Origin of the sequence: Zooshikella ganghwensis (assembly GCF_018263875.1) — a bacterium.
GTDB classification, from domain to species: Bacteria; Pseudomonadota; Gammaproteobacteria; order Pseudomonadales; family Zooshikellaceae; genus Zooshikella; species Zooshikella ganghwensis.
The window spans coordinates 271385-287460 of record NZ_JAEVHG010000002.1 but is presented as its reverse complement, the minus strand read 5'-3'; the positions used below and the strand labels follow the sequence as shown (position 1 = coordinate 287460).

14 protein-coding genes are annotated in these 16076 nt (G+C 42.5%); 10 read left to right on the top strand and 4 right to left on the bottom strand.

The window, feature by feature from the left end:
• Window positions 1–152: 152 nt before the first annotated feature.
• Window positions 153–1511 (bottom strand): exodeoxyribonuclease VII large subunit, encoded by a 1359-nt coding sequence (xseA, locus tag KHS79_RS05085; RefSeq protein ID WP_233468229.1) that lies wholly within the window; start codon window positions 1509–1511, stop codon window positions 153–155.
• Between the two features lie 173 nt (window positions 1512–1684).
• Here xseA and guaB point away from each other — a divergent pair, with 173 nt between their 5' ends.
• From guaB to KHS79_RS05060, 5 genes are all read left to right on the top strand, one after another.
• Window positions 1685–3154 carry an IMP dehydrogenase gene (gene guaB, locus KHS79_RS05080; protein WP_212717286.1) on the top strand — a complete coding sequence of 490 codons (1470 nt, stop codon included), beginning with the start codon at window positions 1685–1687 and terminating at the stop codon, window positions 3152–3154.
• Window positions 3155–3336: 182 nt separating this feature from the next.
• Window positions 3337–4914, top strand: a complete 1578-nt coding sequence (gene guaA, locus KHS79_RS05075; RefSeq protein WP_027708473.1) for a glutamine-hydrolyzing GMP synthase — start codon at window positions 3337–3339, stop codon at window positions 4912–4914.
• A 267-nt stretch (window positions 4915–5181) separates the two neighbouring features.
• Entirely contained in the window at window positions 5182–5658 is a 477-nt protein-coding gene (locus KHS79_RS05070; RefSeq protein ID WP_211233640.1) for a Dps family protein, read from the top strand.
• 195 nt (window positions 5659–5853) lie between these two features.
• On the top strand, window positions 5854–6387 hold the full coding sequence (locus KHS79_RS05065; RefSeq protein ID WP_133296022.1) for a hypothetical protein: 534 nt from the start codon (window positions 5854–5856) through the stop codon (window positions 6385–6387).
• 335 nt (window positions 6388–6722) lie between these two features.
• Complete coding sequence (locus KHS79_RS05060; protein WP_212717283.1) at window positions 6723–8312, top strand: Na+/H+ antiporter NhaC family protein; 1590 nt, start codon at window positions 6723–6725, stop codon at window positions 8310–8312.
• A gap of 107 nt (window positions 8313–8419) precedes the next feature.
• On the opposite strand, the gene KHS79_RS05055 is transcribed toward KHS79_RS05060, so the two are convergent.
• Genes KHS79_RS05055 through folM form a run of 3 tightly spaced genes read right to left on the bottom strand, consistent with a single transcriptional unit; the run spans window position 8420 to window position 10540 of the window.
• Window positions 8420–9220 (bottom strand): SDR family NAD(P)-dependent oxidoreductase, encoded by an 801-nt coding sequence (locus tag KHS79_RS05055; protein ID WP_212717281.1) that lies wholly within the window; start codon window positions 9218–9220, stop codon window positions 8420–8422.
• Window positions 9221–9228: 8 nt separating this feature from the next.
• Entirely contained in the window at window positions 9229–9804 is a 576-nt protein-coding gene (gene folE / locus KHS79_RS05050; RefSeq protein ID WP_038291287.1) for a GTP cyclohydrolase I FolE, read from the bottom strand.
• A 13-nt stretch (window positions 9805–9817) separates the two neighbouring features.
• Window positions 9818–10540 carry a dihydromonapterin reductase gene (folM, locus tag KHS79_RS05045; RefSeq protein WP_027708467.1) on the bottom strand — a complete coding sequence of 241 codons (723 nt, stop codon included), beginning with the start codon at window positions 10538–10540 and terminating at the stop codon, window positions 9818–9820.
• Window positions 10541–11181: 641 nt separating this feature from the next.
• On the opposite strand from folM, the gene rbsD reads away from it, so the two are divergent.
• The 5 genes from rbsD to rbsK all read left to right on the top strand — a co-directional run bounded on the left by rbsD (window position 11182) and on the right by rbsK (window position 16051).
• Window positions 11182–11601, top strand: coding sequence for a D-ribose pyranase (gene rbsD, locus KHS79_RS05040; RefSeq protein ID WP_212717279.1), 420 nt, complete (start codon window positions 11182–11184; stop codon window positions 11599–11601).
• Window positions 11602–11611: 10 nt separating this feature from the next.
• Window positions 11612–13123 (top strand): ribose ABC transporter ATP-binding protein RbsA, encoded by a 1512-nt coding sequence (gene rbsA / locus KHS79_RS05035; protein WP_212717277.1) that lies wholly within the window; start codon window positions 11612–11614, stop codon window positions 13121–13123.
• Window positions 13120–14109 (top strand): ribose ABC transporter permease, encoded by a 990-nt coding sequence (gene rbsC, locus KHS79_RS05030; RefSeq protein ID WP_027708464.1) that lies wholly within the window; start codon window positions 13120–13122, stop codon window positions 14107–14109. Before rbsA ends, rbsC begins: the two co-directional genes overlap by 4 nt.
• A 21-nt stretch (window positions 14110–14130) precedes the next feature.
• Complete coding sequence (rbsB, locus tag KHS79_RS05025; protein ID WP_212717275.1) at window positions 14131–15042, top strand: ribose ABC transporter substrate-binding protein RbsB; 912 nt, start codon at window positions 14131–14133, stop codon at window positions 15040–15042.
• Window positions 15043–15133: 91 nt separating this feature from the next.
• Complete coding sequence (gene rbsK, locus KHS79_RS05020; protein WP_212717273.1) at window positions 15134–16051, top strand: ribokinase; 918 nt, start codon at window positions 15134–15136, stop codon at window positions 16049–16051.
• Window positions 16052–16076: the final 25 nt, after the last annotated feature.

Here is a 16076-nt window from a genome sequence, read left to right as displayed (position 1 = left end):
GCTATACCTTTTAGTTGTAAATTTAAATAAAGAGTGTATTTCAGTGTGTGGATATGACGCACAGACTTTGGGCAAGAAGGCTTAAAAAAGGTTTTAAAAGCTACCTTATATGCGGTTGCCCTGAATATTAAAAGAGCAAAGAAAAGTAACATTTATTTTTTAGGCAGCGTTTGAATTACATTACAAATTAGCTCTCCATCGGATATCTTGGCTGTTACTTGGTCGCCAGGAATAACCTCTTGCGTTGTACGTATAACTTGCTGACCTTTCTTAATGATGGCATAGCCTCGCTCAAGTGTTGCAAGTGGGCTAAGTGTCTGAAGGCGTTGTACAAGGTTAACTAATTGTTGTTGATAGTGAGGTAATAAGTGTTGAACTGTTTTAGTTAAGCTTTGTTGCTGGTGTGTTAAACGTTGTTGTAATAAACGGATATGTTGCTGAGGGGAGTGCTGAAGAATTTTAGCCTGTTGGGTGTGTAACTGGTTTTGTTTTTGGAGAAAGTGATGTCGTATGACTTGTCGAAGGCGTAACTCTAAATCATCCAATCGTTGTTGTTGATCTTGTATTCGCTGTCCAGGATGGCGCAAGCGTTTTTGAAGCCACTGTAAACGTTCTTGATGGCGGTGGAGTTGTGTTGAAATAATATCATGAAATAGTTGTTGATAGCCTTGGAAATTCGCCATTAACTCTGCCTGGTCCAAGCTTAATAATTCAGCTGCTGCAGATGGCGTCGGTGCTCGTAAATCAGCGACCAGATCAGCTATTGTTATATCGATTTCATGACCAACGGCACTTATTACAGGGAGCTTACTATCATGAATAGCATAGGCGAGTTGTTCATCATTAAATGCCCATAGATCTTCCAGAGAACCTCCACCACGTGTAACAAGAACTGCTTGCCAGTCACCAATACCACTGTTAGCAAGTTTTAGCGCATGAATTAATTGTGCAGGTGCTTCTTTACCTTGTACAGCACTGGGAATAATGGTGACTTTAAGCGCTGGAAAACGGCGTTTAAAGACAGTGAGCACATCACGAATGGCGGCGCCTGTGGGAGAAGTGATAATAGCAATATGGCGTAACCCTGCAGGAATAGCTCGTTTACTTTCTGCTGCGAATAAGCCTGCTGCAGCCAGCTTTAATTTAAGTTGCTCAAATGCTTGTCTTAAGGCTCCATCTCCGGATGCTTCCATAAAGTCGACAACTAACTGGTAATCACCGCGCCCTTCGTAAAGACCTACCTTGCCTCGGACTAATACTTGTGCACCGTCTTCAGGAATAAAGCCCAGTAACCGGTTTCGGCCACGAAACATAGCGCAACGAATCTGTGCCTGGCTATCTTTAAGGGTGAAATACCAGTGACCAGAGCTAGGGATGGCCAGGTTGGAAATTTCACCTTCAACCCAGACTTGGGCAAAACTGACCTCAAGTAAGCGCCTGACCCTTTGGTTAAGTGCCGAAACAGATAAAATATCCCGCGTTTCAGTCTCTTGGGTTACAGCTATACTCAAAACGGCAGTTCCTTATTTTAAATTACATCTTTAAGTTATTGTCAGGTTGGATAATTTTATAGCAGACCACAATAAAAATCATGGTGAATCCTCGTTTTATGTTGTGAGGTTTTATAGCTAACGTTATAATAAATGAATTTTATCTTCCCACCAGCAATTCGGTAATATTAGGTATGTTGCGCATAGCTCAAGAAGCTCTCACCTTCGATGATGTTCTATTACTTCCTGGTTATTCTGAAGTTCTGCCCAAAAATGTTTCACTGTCTACCAAGCTGACAAGGGAAATCGCGCTCAATATTCCACTACTGTCTTCTGCTATGGATACGGTTACTGAATCGCGTTTAGCTATTGCTATGGCACAAGAAGGTGGCCTGGGTATTATTCATAAAAATATGACCATTGAGCAACAGGCTAGTGAAGTACGAGCCGTTAAAAAATACGAAAGTGGTGTTGTAAAAGACCCCATTACTATTAATGCCGATGCAACCGTTGAATCCTTATTACGTATTACTCGCCAAAATAATATTTCAGGTGTGCCAGTCATGGAAAAGGGTGAGCTGGTAGGCATTGTTACCAGTCGAGATGTACGCTTTGAAACAAATGCACAGAAAAAAGTAGCTGAGGTTATGACGCCTAAGAGCAAACTGGTCACTGTGCAAGAAGGTGCAACACCTGAAGAGGTGAGAGGACTGTTGCATCAACACCGGATTGAAAAGGTGCTGGTGGTTGATGAGCAGTTTAAGCTGGTCGGCATGATGACCGTTAAAGATATTCAAAAAGCCCAAGATTATCCCCGTGCCTGTAAAGACCAGCAGGGGCAGTTACGGGTTGGTGCTGCAGTGGGTACTGGTGCTGAAACTGAAGAGCGAGTAAAAGCGCTGGTGGCTGCAGGTGTCGATGTGATTGTGGTTGATACCGCCCATGGTCATTCTAAAGGCGTACTGGATCGAGTACGTTGGGTGAAGGAAAACTTTCCGCATGTTCAGGTAATTGGCGGTAATATCGCGACAGCTGCGGCTGCCACTGCACTGGCTGATGCTGGGGCTGATGCGGTAAAAGTGGGCATTGGTCCTGGCTCTATTTGTACCACTCGTATTGTGACGGGTATTGGTGTACCGCAGATTACGGCGATTGCAGAAGTCGTTGCTGCATTAAAGGGAACAGGTGTTCCTGTGATTGCTGATGGAGGCATTCGTTTTTCCGGAGACTTTGCCAAAGCGATTGCAGCGGGTGCTCATGCTGTAATGATGGGGAGTATGTTTGCCGGTACCGAAGAGGCGCCTGGTGAAGTTGAATTGTACCAGGGGCGGAGCTACAAAGCTTATCGTGGCATGGGGTCTCTGGGGGCGATGGCCCAGTCATCTGGTTCCAGTGATCGCTATTTTCAGGATGCAGAGTCTGGTATTGAGAAGCTGGTACCTGAAGGAATTGAAGGACGGGTGCCGTATAAAGGACCTATTTCCGCCATTATTCATCAATTAATGGGAGGCTTGCGTGCTTCAATGGGCTATACCGGTAGCCCCGATATTGAGACAATGCGAACCCAACCAGAGTTTGTCAGGGTAACGGCTGCAGGGATGAAAGAAAGTCATGTACATGATGTGAGTATCACTAAAGAAGCGCCCAATTACCGAGTGGGCTAACACATACTCAAGCACGGGGCTGAATATCAGCCCCGTTTGCTATAGACCTTTTAATAACGGGAAAGTGTAAGGCTGGTTGGCTTTTATGTAGAAAGTCGAAGTCATGATAAGTACACCATGTGTTGTGAAAAAGGCGCATAGCAAAAAAACAGTATTTTATTTAGTTACAGTAGAGAACACCTATGTCAATGGATATCCACGCTCAACGTATTCTTATTTTGGATTTCGGCTCACAGTACACACAACTAATTGCACGACGGGTGCGTGAAATTGGTGTGTACTGTGAGATTTATCCTTATGATGTTGATGCGGCAGACATTCAAGCATTTTCACCAAAAGCTATTATTTTAGCGGGTGGGCCTGAGTCTGTTACAGGGGATGATACACCGCGTGCACCACAAGTTGTGTTTGATCTTGGTGTGCCACTATTGGGCATTTGTTATGGCATGCAAACCATGGCCGAGCAGTTTGGTGGCAAGGTAAGCACTTCAGATCACCAAGAGTTTGGTTATGCCGAGGTGAACTTAACCAACAAATGTCGGCTATTCGAAGGCATTGAAGATCATATTAAGGAAGATGGCACACTCTCGCTTGATGTTTGGATGAGCCATGGTGATAAAGTCTCTGCGTTACCAGAAGGTTTTACGCTAGTGGCAGCCACTGAAAGCTGCCCAATTGCAGCCATGGCGAATGATGAAAAAGCCTATTATGGTGTGCAGTTTCACCCTGAAGTTACCCATACTAAGCAGGGTAAGCGTATTCTTGAGCGTTTTGTGCGCAGTATTGCCCAGTGTGAGGCACTGTGGACATCAACCAATATTGTGGATGATGCCATTGCACGTATTCGTGAGCAGGTGGGTAATGAGAAAGTACTGTTAGGGCTTTCTGGTGGAGTTGACTCCTCCGTTGTCGCAGCATTATTACATAAAGCTATTGGCGATCAGTTAACCTGTGTATTTGTGGATAATGGCTTATTGCGCCTTCAGGAAGGTGATCAGGTGATGGCCATGTTTGCAGAAAACATGGGGATTAAAGTTATTCGTGCGAATGCTGAGCAACTGTTTTTATCTAAATTGACTGGCGTAGCGGATCCTGAACAAAAAAGAAAAATTATCGGAAATACCTTTATTGAAGTATTTGATCAGGAAGCAACAAAATTAACCAACGTTAAATTCCTTGCGCAAGGGACCATTTATCCTGATGTTATTGAGTCGGCAGGTGCTAAAACAGGAAAAGCCCATGTGATTAAATCCCACCACAATGTGGGGGGCTTACCTGAAGATATGCAGTTCGAACTGGTCGAGCCATTGCGAGAGCTATTTAAAGATGAAGTTCGGCAGATTGGCTTGGAACTGGGTTTACCTTATGACATGGTTTATCGTCATCCATTTCCTGGGCCAGGTCTTGGTGTGAGAATACTGGGGGAAGTGAAAAAAGAATACGCTGATTTATTGCGAAAAGCTGATGCTATTTTTATTCACGAATTACATAAGGCCGATTTATACCATAAAGTCAGTCAGGCATTTGCGGTATTTTTGCCAGTAAAATCTGTTGGGGTGGTAGGTGATGGGCGACGCTATGAGTATGTTATTGCGTTGCGAGCAGTGGAAACCATTGATTTTATGACAGCCCGTTGGGCACATTTACCCTATGACTTTTTGGAGCGGGTTTCCAATCGGATTATTAATGAAATTAGTGGTGTTTCCCGAGTTACTTACGATGTTTCGAGTAAGCCTCCTGCAACAATTGAGTGGGAGTAACAAGTAGCCAGCCTGATGGCTGGCCTGTTTAGTATAAATATACCCTTGACGGCCCAGCTAGATTAAAAAACTGTTGATGCTATCGCTAGTCTTAACAGACCAGAATAGCCCCACTAAAAAACCTTCGTTTTGGGTATATATTTACCATAGATAAAACTAATCATTTGCATTTATATAATTAGTTTTATAACTTTCTATCTATCGATTACACTGTTTTCATCCTCTAACAAAAAACTTTACCGGAAAACTGATTTTAAGGAGATGACAATGGTTGATGTTCATACCCCTAACCTCGGTATCAGTGAAGAGGCTCGAAGCCAGATTGCTGATGGATTAAGTAAACTATTAGCTGATAGTTATACTTTATATCTTTTAACTCATAATTTTCATTGGAATGTGACAGGTCCTAGCTTTCGAGATCTGCACTTATTATTTGAAGAGCAATATACTGAGTTGGCCAATGCCGTAGATGAAATTGCAGAAAGAATACGGACACTAGGCTTTCCTGCGCCGGGGACATTTAAAGCGTTTGCCAAGTTGTCCAGTATTGAGCAGCCTGATGATGTTCCTGCCGCTCAAGATATGTTGCGTATTTTGGCTGAAGCTAATGAGTCAGTTGTGCGTATTGCGCGTAGTGTTTTACCTATTGCACAAGACGCTAATGATGAGTCCTCAGCAGGGTTGATTTCTGATAGAATGCGTTTACATGAAAAAAATGCGTGGATGCTACGTAGCATGTTATAAATTGCGCTATGCGCTTTGAGATACCCTGAGTGATGTATAGACTTTATTTTAGATATACAACACTCGTTAAAGGGTAAAAAAATAATGCCCACACTATGTGGGCATTATTTTATACTAATCTGTTAACGTAGAAGGTATGAATCAACGGTTAGAGTTGTTTTAATCGTTTAACTTTGTATAAGTCGTCAGGAGTGAATGATGCAGTCATTGACTCAATGGGTAGTATATCTTGCAGTTAGTCTGATATTGAGTGGCTGTCAGCTATTACAAATCAAGCCTGTTGAATTTACTGAAACAGATGTTGTAGATGTTGATTATCGAACCACCTTTACTAAGTCCGGATGGGCTCCTTTGAGTAATGGTCTCTATCGTCATAAAAAAGGGGCGGAAAATGGTGAGGATTTGGTGGTGCGTATTTCCAGTCAGCGAGTGCTAGCTGATGTTAATAATGATGGGCATCTGGATATTGTCGCTATATTAATCACTGATCCAGGTGGTATAGGCTATTATCGTGAACTTTCGGTAGTACTTGGTGGCGAAGAAAGAAAAGCGCTTTCTGCCGTCAATTTAGGAGATCGTACTAAGGTGCAAAGTGTGACAGTGGAGAACCAGCAAATTCTGGTGTCTGTGCTGCAACATGATGAAGAAGATCGCATTTGTTGTCCATCTCAAAGTAAGCAGTTGATTTATACCATCGTCAATGATGAGTTACAGGCAGTAACTGAATGATCTGTTCATTTTGAGCGTCTTGAGTATAATGCCTCTAGTTTAATTCGGGTGAACTTACCAAGAACGCTTGATTTAGCCATTAACAAGAATTTGATCAACGCAGTTTTAAGCGGTTTGCGAATATATTATCCATAATCTTTAACTTCAGTTGTTATGGAGCATTTGAAGGTTATGGTTAACAGATATCTGATTAGCTGGTGTTGACCAGCAATACAGTGGAACCGAAGCTTCAGTCTGTTGCTCAGATGGTTGCAGTGTCATGATCACTGAACCACGCGAACAGCTTTTGGCTGCTAAGGGTGAAAAAAACCCTAGCAACAAAGGTTAGTAAACTCATGGAATCAGCATATATTAACAGCGCCTGGTCGCTACTTGTTCCAGTCGTTGCCATTGGTTTAGCCGTTATTACACGGCAGGTACTACTTTCTTTGGGGGCGGGTGTAATTGTTGGTGCATTGCTACTGACTAATTTTGACCCACTGGCAGCCGTAATACACATTGCCGAGGCATTTAAAGGCGTATTTTGGGAAGATGGTGTGCCTAATAGCTGGGTATTTTGGCAAGAGGGAGGCCCAAACACCTGGAATATTTATATTCTGTTGTTCTTGGTAGTACTGGGCATTATCACCAGCTTTATCAGCCTGATGGGGGGCAGCAATGCATTTGCTGAGTGGGCTAGGCAGCGGGTAAAGACGCAGCAAGGTTCTCAGCTGATGACCTTTTGCTTGGGTATCTTTATCTTTATTGATGACTACTTTAATAGCTTGGCTGTGGGAAATATATGTCGCCCTATTACTGATCGACAACAAATATCTCGGGCAAAGCTTGCGTATATGATTGACTCAACGGCAGCCCCTGTGTGTGTTTTAACACCCATATCCAGTTGGGGTGCCTATATCATCGCATTAATTGGTGGGTTATTAGTGGCCCATGAAGTGACAGGCTATACTGCACTTTCCGCCTTTATTACCATTGTTCCCATGAACCTGTACCCGTTGTTTGCATTGCTAATGGTGCTAGCGGTAATTTTGCTCAAGTTGGATATTGGACCCATGCGGCAGCATACCGAAAATGCGCTTAATGGACAGCTATTTTCTACTGAGCGAGGCACACCACCAGGTTCAATTGAGTTGCAAACGGATCGTCAAGGTAAAGTCATTGACTTGGTTTTACCTGTTGTCGTTTTGATTGCTGCCACTATTTACTTTATGGTTTCAACAGGTGCAGATGCGTTAGCGAAAGATGGTAAGCCTTTCAGTATTTTAGGTGCTTTTGAACTGACTGATGTCGCCAAGTCCCTGGTGTATGGTGGTCTGGGCGGCCTAGCTGTTTCCGTCGTACTATCTGTGTTTAGAAGTCTCTCTATTGGCGATTATGCAAAAGGACTGTTAAATGGCCTGAAGGCAATGCTGCCGGCGATTTATATTCTGGTTTTTGCCTGGATGTTGACTGGCATTATTGGAGAGCTGGAAACTGGTAAATACCTTGCTGGCTTGGTAAAAGATGTACTTAACCTTGCGTATTTGCCTCTAATCTTATTTATTGTTTCTGGCATTATGGCTTTTGCTACCGGCACAAGCTGGGGAACATTTGGGATTATGCTACCTATTGCTGGTGATATGGCGGGTGCAACGGAAATTAGTATGATGTTGCCAATGTTTGCTGCAGTATTAGCCGGCTCAGTGTTTGGTGATCATTGTTCACCGATTTCAGACACGACTATCCTTTCATCAACAGGCGCTTCTTGCCATCATATTGACCATGTGGTGACCCAGTTACCTTATGCACTAGTCACTGCATCAGTTGCTGCTGTTGGCTTTTTGGTATTAGGCTTTACCGACTCAACATTAATGGCTTTAATGTCTTCTTTTATAGTCTTTGCCATTGCTGTTGGGATAATGAAAGTGATCTCCAATAAAGGCTAGTAAAGCAGCGTTAAAAGTTGAGTTGTTACAAAAAAAAAGCAGGCTAAAAGCCTGCTTTTTTATTTTTCAGTGGTAGTCGTTTATTGTACGTGGAGTAGAAAATTGTTTTACCAGGGAATTACTTGGCCATCCCAAGCTAAGAATTTGCCTGTATCTTCAGGCGTGAGCTGGCTAATAACAGATAGCAGATAACCAGCGGCTTGCGTGGCAGAAAATAATTTATGGGGAGCAATATTGTGCTGGAAAGGCGCTGATAGTTCTGTTGCTGTTGAGCCTGGATGCAATGCAACACATACATTATGTTTTTTTCGTCGGCTCCACTCTATTGCTATGTTTTTGATCGCCATGTTGTGAGCTGCTTTGCTTACTCGATAACTGTACCAGCCACCTAAGCGGTTATCAGAAATACTACCTACTCGTGCAGAGAGGCTTGCAAAAACAGTATGAGTCTGACGAGCTAGCAGGGCCTCACTATACTTCGCAAGTAATAATACACCCAGTGTATGTAGGGTTAGGCTGGACTGGAGTAACGCTGGAGAGGCTTCTGCCAGTTTTTTCTCTGGAAAAAAACCAGCACTTTCATTATGAAGAAAGCCTGCACAATTAATAATGAGTGAGAGTGGCTGGCAATTGAGCTGTTGTTTTATATGGTTAAGACTTTTTTGGACACTATGCTCGTCAGTAAGGTCAATCTGTATGGGGTGTAAATGAGAGGGATTGTTGACGGTTAAATCGTTTAGGGTACGCGCTTCAGACGGAGAGCGACAGCCGGCAAAGACTTGATTAATGCATGGTTCTTGCAAAAGTTGCTTAATGAAGGCTAGCCCAATACCTCGGCTTGCCCCCACAATAAATGCATTAATCGGTGACGTAAAACAGTTGAGGTAAAGGGCTTTGGAGCCATTCATTGTCAATGTTAGTTTTGCTGTTTAGCCAACATTAAAAACTCTTGTCGGGTAGCTTGAGATTTGCGCATATCACCTAGCATGACAGATGTGCTCATAACTGAGTTTTGCTTTTCAACACCGCGCATCATCATACACATGTGTTTGGCTTCGATAATAACCCCGACACCTCGGGCGCCTGTGACGCTTTCAACGGCTTTAGCTATTTGCGATGTCAGGTTTTCCTGAATTTGTAAGCGACGGGCAAACATATCCACTACACGGGCAATTTTAGAAAGACCAATAACTTTTCCTGCAGGCAAATAAGCTACATGACACTTGCCAATAAAAGGCAGCAAATGGTGCTCACATAAAGAATAAAGTTCTATATTTTTTACCAGCACCATTTCTTCATTGTCAGACTCAAAAATTGCACCATTGACAATGCTTTCTAAATCTTGGTGATAGCCCTGAGTCAGGAATTGCATTGCTTTCGCTGCACGTTTTGGGGTGTCCAGCAGACCTTCACGATCGGGGTTTTCACCTAAAGACGAGATGATCGTGCGAAAGTTTTCTGCAAGAACAGTTTGAACGTTTTCGTTGCTCATAATGTGATCTCAACTATTTAATATGTCGGCCACCGTCAAGGCCGATGGTGCGCCCAGTAATGTAGCTGGAATTTAATAAAAAGCATAATGTTTCAAAAACTACTTCTGGTCCTGGCTCTATTTTCAGCAGTGATTTGTTCAGAGCATGCTGCTGGTAGTCTGGGGTGTCACCCTCGTTGAACATAATGAGAGCTGGAGCAACTGCATTTACTTTAATGTCAGGAGCATAGTTTTTGGCAAATGATCGCGTCATATTATCCATACCCGCTTTACTGGCACTATACGCAATATGGGAGTAACTACCTTTTTCAACGACACAGTCAGTGATGTGGATAATATCCGCTGCTTCAGGCTTATTAGCCACTAATAGCTTGTGGCATAGTCGGTTAATGAGATAGGGGGTTACCATATGAATTTGCGTCATTCGTTGCATAAGGTCGGCAGGGTCAATGCCTTCAGACTCTGTATGCCAGCTTGATGCGTTATGGATAATTGCACGGATCTTATCAAATCTTTGGTTAAGCGTCCGGGCAAAAGCCTCTACTCCTTCTGGTTGGCTAAAGTCTGCAGCAATACAGCTAACACCTGCTTTATCGAGTTTTTCGAGTGTGTCTCTAGGTGTACGGTAGGAGATGACAACGGGTTGACCGATTTCTGCAAGTCTAAGTGCACAATGAAAGCCAATTCGTTGTGCTCCTCCTGTAATAACTATGGGTGATTTAGACACTTTCAGCATGACTTGGGGAGATACCTCAGCGAGTTCATGTTCTATTTATTCTTATACAAAAAAAACAAAATGTACAATATTTGATTGAGTAGTTTTGTGACTCTTCAAAGCGATACTAAATCTCAAGATAGTGGTTACAACGTTTCTTAGCCTTCTACCCCAAACGGATAGTCCTAGGGAGTATGCCCGTATTTGGCAAAGGTGTGACATTCTATCTTAATGTAGGGAGAAATATGACTTATAAAAGAAAAGGGTATTCCTGCTTACAATTATCAGTAAGTGATCTTAGGTTCATAACTATTATGTCTAGCTATAAAACATTTAAGGCATATTTGGTATTAGAAATGAGTTGACAGCATTTAAGAATATTCATTATTGTGCAAGGCAAACGATTGCGCAATCGTTTGCTTCATGCTTAACAAAGACAAAATACAATTACTGACAGCTGAATAGATGACACGTATAAGGACATAAATAAATATTAAGTTTTTCTAAAGCAGCTTTTTAGGGCCAAAAGATGGATTTTTGATGGAGCTTGTTTGTTGAATGCCGTGATAACAACCGTTGTTGTTTAAGAGTGTGTATTAGCTAGACGTTATTTATTTTTCTGTGAAAAAAACAACATAATTATATGCTAAGAGATGGATGCTATGAAACGAGGTCGACTGCTTAATTCAGAGTTATCATACTGTGTGGCTAAGTTAGGCCATAATGATATGTTGGCTATTGCTGACAGTGGCTTACCGATACCTGGTACAACGCCGCGAATTGATCTGGCGCTTTGTCCTGGAACGCCATCTTTTCTCGAAACATGTGCCACAGTGTTCAGTGAAGTACAAGTAGAATCGTTAATTATTGCAGAAGAATTTGCGGCTAAAAGTCCAACACTGTATGAATCATTTGTACAGCTAGTGAAAGCACAGGAAGCAACGCAAGGCCATCCTATTAATATTTCTTATGTTTCTCATGAATTATTTAAAGCGAATACTCATGGTGCTGCTGCCGTAGTTCGTACTGGTGAGTTTACACCCTATGCTAATGTTATAATTAAAGCAGGTGTCGTATTTTAGTGAGGGTCGGATGCCAGAAACAATACTACAATTGCAGTCTATAAATAAGTCTTTTCCCGGGGTACGTGCACTCCATGAAGTGAGTCTGAATGTTTACCAGGGACGTGTAATGGCTTTGGTAGGAGAAAATGGTGCTGGTAAATCTACCCTGATGAAAGTATTAACAGGTATTTATCAGGCTGACTCAGGCAACATTTGTTACCAGGGAAAAAACTGTGTATTTTCCTCTCCGAAAGAATCTCAAGATGAAGGCATTAGTATAATTCATCAAGAATTAAATTTACTACCAGAGCTGTCAGTAGCTGAGAATATCTTTTTAGGACGGGAATTTACTCGTTGGCCGGGACGAATTAACTGGCCAAAGATGAAGCAGGAAGCTCATTATTTGTTGCAACGGCTTGGCTTATCACTGGATCCTGCTACGCCGGTTGGACGCTTGAATATTGGTACGCAGCAAATGGTTGAAATTGCTAAAGCGCTTGCGGTAAATGCCAAGGTTATTATTATGGATGAGCCGACGGATGCATTAACAGATACTGAGTCGCAAAGTTTATTCCGGATCATTCGTGAGTTACGCGCAGCAGGTTGCGGCATTGTTTATATCTCCCACCGTTTAGCAGAAATATTTACGGTATGTGATGATATTACGGTATTAAGAGATGGTGAGTTTATTAAAGAGGTACCTGCAAAAGATACCGATGAGGACGAAATCATTGAGTGGATGGTGGGCCGTAAACTAACAGAACAGTATCCGCGGGAACTCGGCAGTGGTGAACAACAAACACTCATGGTGGTTAATGATGTCAGTGGTCCAGGTGTTAAGCATGCTTCTTTTGAGCTACATAAAGGAGAAATTCTTGGCGTAGCGGGGTTAATGGGGGCTGGGCGCACAGAATTAATGAAGATTATTTATGGTGCGAATCCAATATCACAAGGGACGATTACGCTTAATGGGCAGGATTTAAACTGTAGCAGTCCGCAGCAAGCACTTAAGGCTGGTATTGCCTATATTTCTGAGGACCGCAAAGGTGAGGGACTCGTGACGGAGCTTTCTGTTGGGGAAAATATGGTGCTTAGTGCTCTTAAATCATTTTCTCGTCAAATAGGAGTGATCAATAAAACTAAAGAACAAGAGGCGATCACTCAGTTTATCCAGAGGCTTCAGGTAAAAACACCCTCAGCACATCAATTAATAAAGTATTTATCGGGTGGAAATCAACAAAAAGTCGCTATTGCTAAAGGGTTGCTCACCAATCCTAACGTACTCATTTTGGATGAGCCTACGCGTGGTATTGATGTGGGAGCCAAAAAAGAAATATATCTATTGATTAATGAATTAAAACGCAGTGGGATGGGAATTATTCTTGTTTCGTCAGATATGCCTGAGATTCTAGGAATGAGTGACCGAGTTTTGGTCATGTATTCGGGGCGTTTAGTGGGTGAGTTTGAAGGCCAAAACGCGAATCAGGAACTTATTATGCGCTATGCAGTAGGCAGGACCACTGAAGAGGAGTATGTATGAATAGCCCTGTACAGTCGACTAAAAAAAGCTCAACTGAACATTGGGTTCAGTGGTTTTCTGTTGAGAATTTAATTCGTCATAAATCATTTTTAGCCTTACTTATTTTGGTGGCGATAGTTTCGTTGTTTAATCCGCAATTTCTTGCTGTTGATAATTTGCTCAATATTTTACGACAAACATCAATCAATGCCATTATTGCCGTTGGTATGACGTTGGTAATTTTGACGGCGGGGATTGATTTAAGTGTAGGTTCAGTATTGGCATTATCTGGAGCTATTTGTGCCAGTTTAATTGGTTATGAGGTACCCGTCATCGCAGCTGTTTTCATTACACTATTGATGGGTAGTCTAATGGGGGCCTGTAGTGGTGTTGTTATTGCCAAAGGTAAGGTACAGCCTTTTATTGCCACATTGGTGGCAATGACATTATTTCGTGGTGTGACCATGGTTTTTACTGATGGTCGACCTATTTCGACAGGGCTTCATCATACTGCTGATCAATTTGCCTGGTTAGGAACAGGTTATGTGCTTGGCATCCCTGTGCCGGTGTATTTAATGGCAATCGTTTTTGGCGGAGGTTATTTTATTTTACACCATACTCGACTAGGGCGTTATATTTATGCGCTGGGAGGTAATGAGAGTGCCACACGCCTATCGGGTATTAATGTCGATAATATTAAGCTGATTGTATACAGCTTATGCGGTATGCTAGCGGCGCTGGCAGGGATAATTGCAACCGCTCGTTTGGCTTCTGCACAGCCTACAGCAGGTGCAGGCTATGAGCTTGATGCAATTGCCGCCGTTGTGTTAGGCGGTACTAGTTTAGCCGGTGGTAAAGGACGCATAGTAGGTACATTAATTGGTGCATTAATTATTGGTATTTTAAATAATGCGCTTAATCTATTAGATGTATCGTCTTACTATCAGATGATTGCTAAAGCAACGGTGATTCTGTTAGCGGTATTGGTTGATACACGTAGTAAATAAAATGGACAGTAGGAGGAAATAATGAAAAAAATAATAATGCTAATGACAGGTTTTTTATTAGCGATTGGGTTAATGGGTTGTGATAAAAAAGAGGAAAAGGCTACAGCGGAACAGCAAAAAGAAAAGCCAACGTTGGCGCTGGTTATTTCCACATTGAATAACCCATTTTTCGTAACATTAAAAGATGGTGCAGAACAAAAAGCCAAAGCATTAGGTTATGAACTGTTGGTTTTAGACTCTCAAAATGACCCAGCTAAAGAATTGGCCAATGTAGAAGATCTTACGGTAAAAAAAGTCTCAGCTATTTTGATTAACCCTACTGATTCTTCAGCTGTGGTTAATGCTATTCGTATGGCTAACCAAGCAAAAATCCCTGTTATCACACTCGATCGTGGTGCAAATGGTGGGGAGGTTTCATCTCATGTTGCTTCTGACAATGTTGCTGGCGGTGAGTTAGCTGGTAACTATATTGCTGAAAAATTAGGGGCTGGTGCTAAAGTCATTCAACTACAGGGTATCCCTGGAACTTCTGCAGCAAGGGATAGAGGTGAAGGTTTTGCGAAAGCAGCTGAAGCGAAACACTTGGCTGTTGTTGCCAGTCAACCTGCAGATTTTGATAGAACCAAAGGCTTGAATGTCATGGAAAACTTATTGGAAGCCAATAAAGATGTGCAAGCTGTATTTGCTCAAAATGATGAAATGGCATTAGGCGCAATTAAAGCTATCGAGGCTGCTCAACGTGATGTATTAGTTGTGGGATTTGATGGTACGGATGAAGGTGTTAATGCGGTTAAATCTGGTTCGTTGGCAGGTACCGTCGCACAACAACCAGCTTTAATTGGTGAAAAAGGTATTGAGGTAGCTGCAAAAGTACTGAAAGGTGAAGCTGTTGAGTCTTCTATTTCAGTACCACTGAAGATGATTACATTGTAAAACGATGTATATAAAAGCCTGGTAAAGCCAGGCTTTTTACATTAAAGCGTATAGTTATACTGACCCAAGTGTACTGATTTAGGAGTAAGTCATGGCCAATACCTTATGGGTGTTAGGCAGTGTGAATGCTGACCATATGTTGCAAGTGCCTTATTTTCCCAAACCAGGAGAAACCCTAACGGGTGACCATTATCAGTTAACAGGTGGTGGTAAAGGTGCAAATCAGGCAGTTGCTGCAGCTCGTTTGAAGGGTAATGTCGCATTTGTCGCTTGTGTAGGGGACGATGCGGTTGGACATCAGTTTTGTCAAGATTTTCATGCGGATGGCATTGATACCAAAAGAGTGGCGGTTATTAAAAATGCACCTACAGGTACAGCGTTAATACTCGTCAATAATGAAGGCGAAAATTGTATTGCACTTCATTCTGGCGCGAACACTGAATTAACTCCTTCGCGGATTATGCCCTGGCTTGCAGAATTAAAAGCTGTTCATACCTTATTAATGCAACTGGAAACACCTCTGGATACTGTTACTTTAGCCGCGAAGTCTGCAAGGGATCAGGGAGTCAATGTCATCTTGAACCCAGCTCCCGCACAACCATTAAGTGATGAGCTTTTGTCTGTGGTTGATATTATTACACCTAATGAAACTGAAGCATCTCTTTTAACGGGGGTGACTGTAAGTGATATCGATTCTGCAAAAAAAGCAGCAGAAGTACTTCATAGCAAAGGCGTTGCAAAGGTTTTAATCACTCTGGGTAAAGCGGGTGTATTACTGAGTGATGCTGGTGAGCAACAGCACTTTCCAGGATTTGAAGTTGAAGCAATCGATACAACAGCTGCAGGTGATACATTCAATGGGGCTTTAGCGGTGGCACTGACAGAAGGTCAATCCATGCCAGAGGCTATTCACTTGGCCCAGGCTGCGGCGGCAATCAGTGTGACACGGTTAGGAGCACAGAGTGCAATACCTGAACGAGCAGAGGTAGAGCTTTACTGTAAACAGTAAATAGCTTGATAAAGGCCACTCATTT

Excerpts from the sequence above, each read along its gene's own strand:
- guaB (WP_212717286.1), top strand. The coding sequence starts at position 1,685 with ATGTTGCGCATAGCTCAAGAAGCTCTCACCTTCGATGATGTTCTATTA.
- guaA (WP_027708473.1), top strand. The coding sequence starts at position 3,337 with ATGTCAATGGATATCCACGCTCAACGTATTCTTATTTTGGATTTCGGC.
- KHS79_RS05070 (WP_211233640.1), top strand. The coding sequence starts at position 5,182 with ATGGTTGATGTTCATACCCCTAACCTCGGTATCAGTGAAGAGGCTCGA.
- KHS79_RS05065 (WP_133296022.1), top strand. The coding sequence starts at position 5,854 with ATGATGCAGTCATTGACTCAATGGGTAGTATATCTTGCAGTTAGTCTG.
- KHS79_RS05060 (WP_212717283.1), top strand. The coding sequence starts at position 6,723 with ATGGAATCAGCATATATTAACAGCGCCTGGTCGCTACTTGTTCCAGTC.
- KHS79_RS05055 (WP_212717281.1), bottom strand. The coding sequence starts at position 9,220 with ATGAATGGCTCCAAAGCCCTTTACCTCAACTGTTTTACGTCACCGATT.
- folE (WP_038291287.1), bottom strand. The coding sequence starts at position 9,804 with ATGAGCAACGAAAACGTTCAAACTGTTCTTGCAGAAAACTTTCGCACG.
- folM (WP_027708467.1), bottom strand. The coding sequence starts at position 10,540 with ATGCTGAAAGTGTCTAAATCACCCATAGTTATTACAGGAGGAGCACAA.
- rbsD (WP_212717279.1), top strand. The coding sequence starts at position 11,182 with ATGAAACGAGGTCGACTGCTTAATTCAGAGTTATCATACTGTGTGGCT.
- rbsA (WP_212717277.1), top strand. The coding sequence starts at position 11,612 with ATGCCAGAAACAATACTACAATTGCAGTCTATAAATAAGTCTTTTCCC.
- rbsC (WP_027708464.1), top strand. The coding sequence starts at position 13,120 with ATGAATAGCCCTGTACAGTCGACTAAAAAAAGCTCAACTGAACATTGG.
- rbsB (WP_212717275.1), top strand. The coding sequence starts at position 14,131 with ATGAAAAAAATAATAATGCTAATGACAGGTTTTTTATTAGCGATTGGG.
- rbsK (WP_212717273.1), top strand. The coding sequence starts at position 15,134 with ATGGCCAATACCTTATGGGTGTTAGGCAGTGTGAATGCTGACCATATG.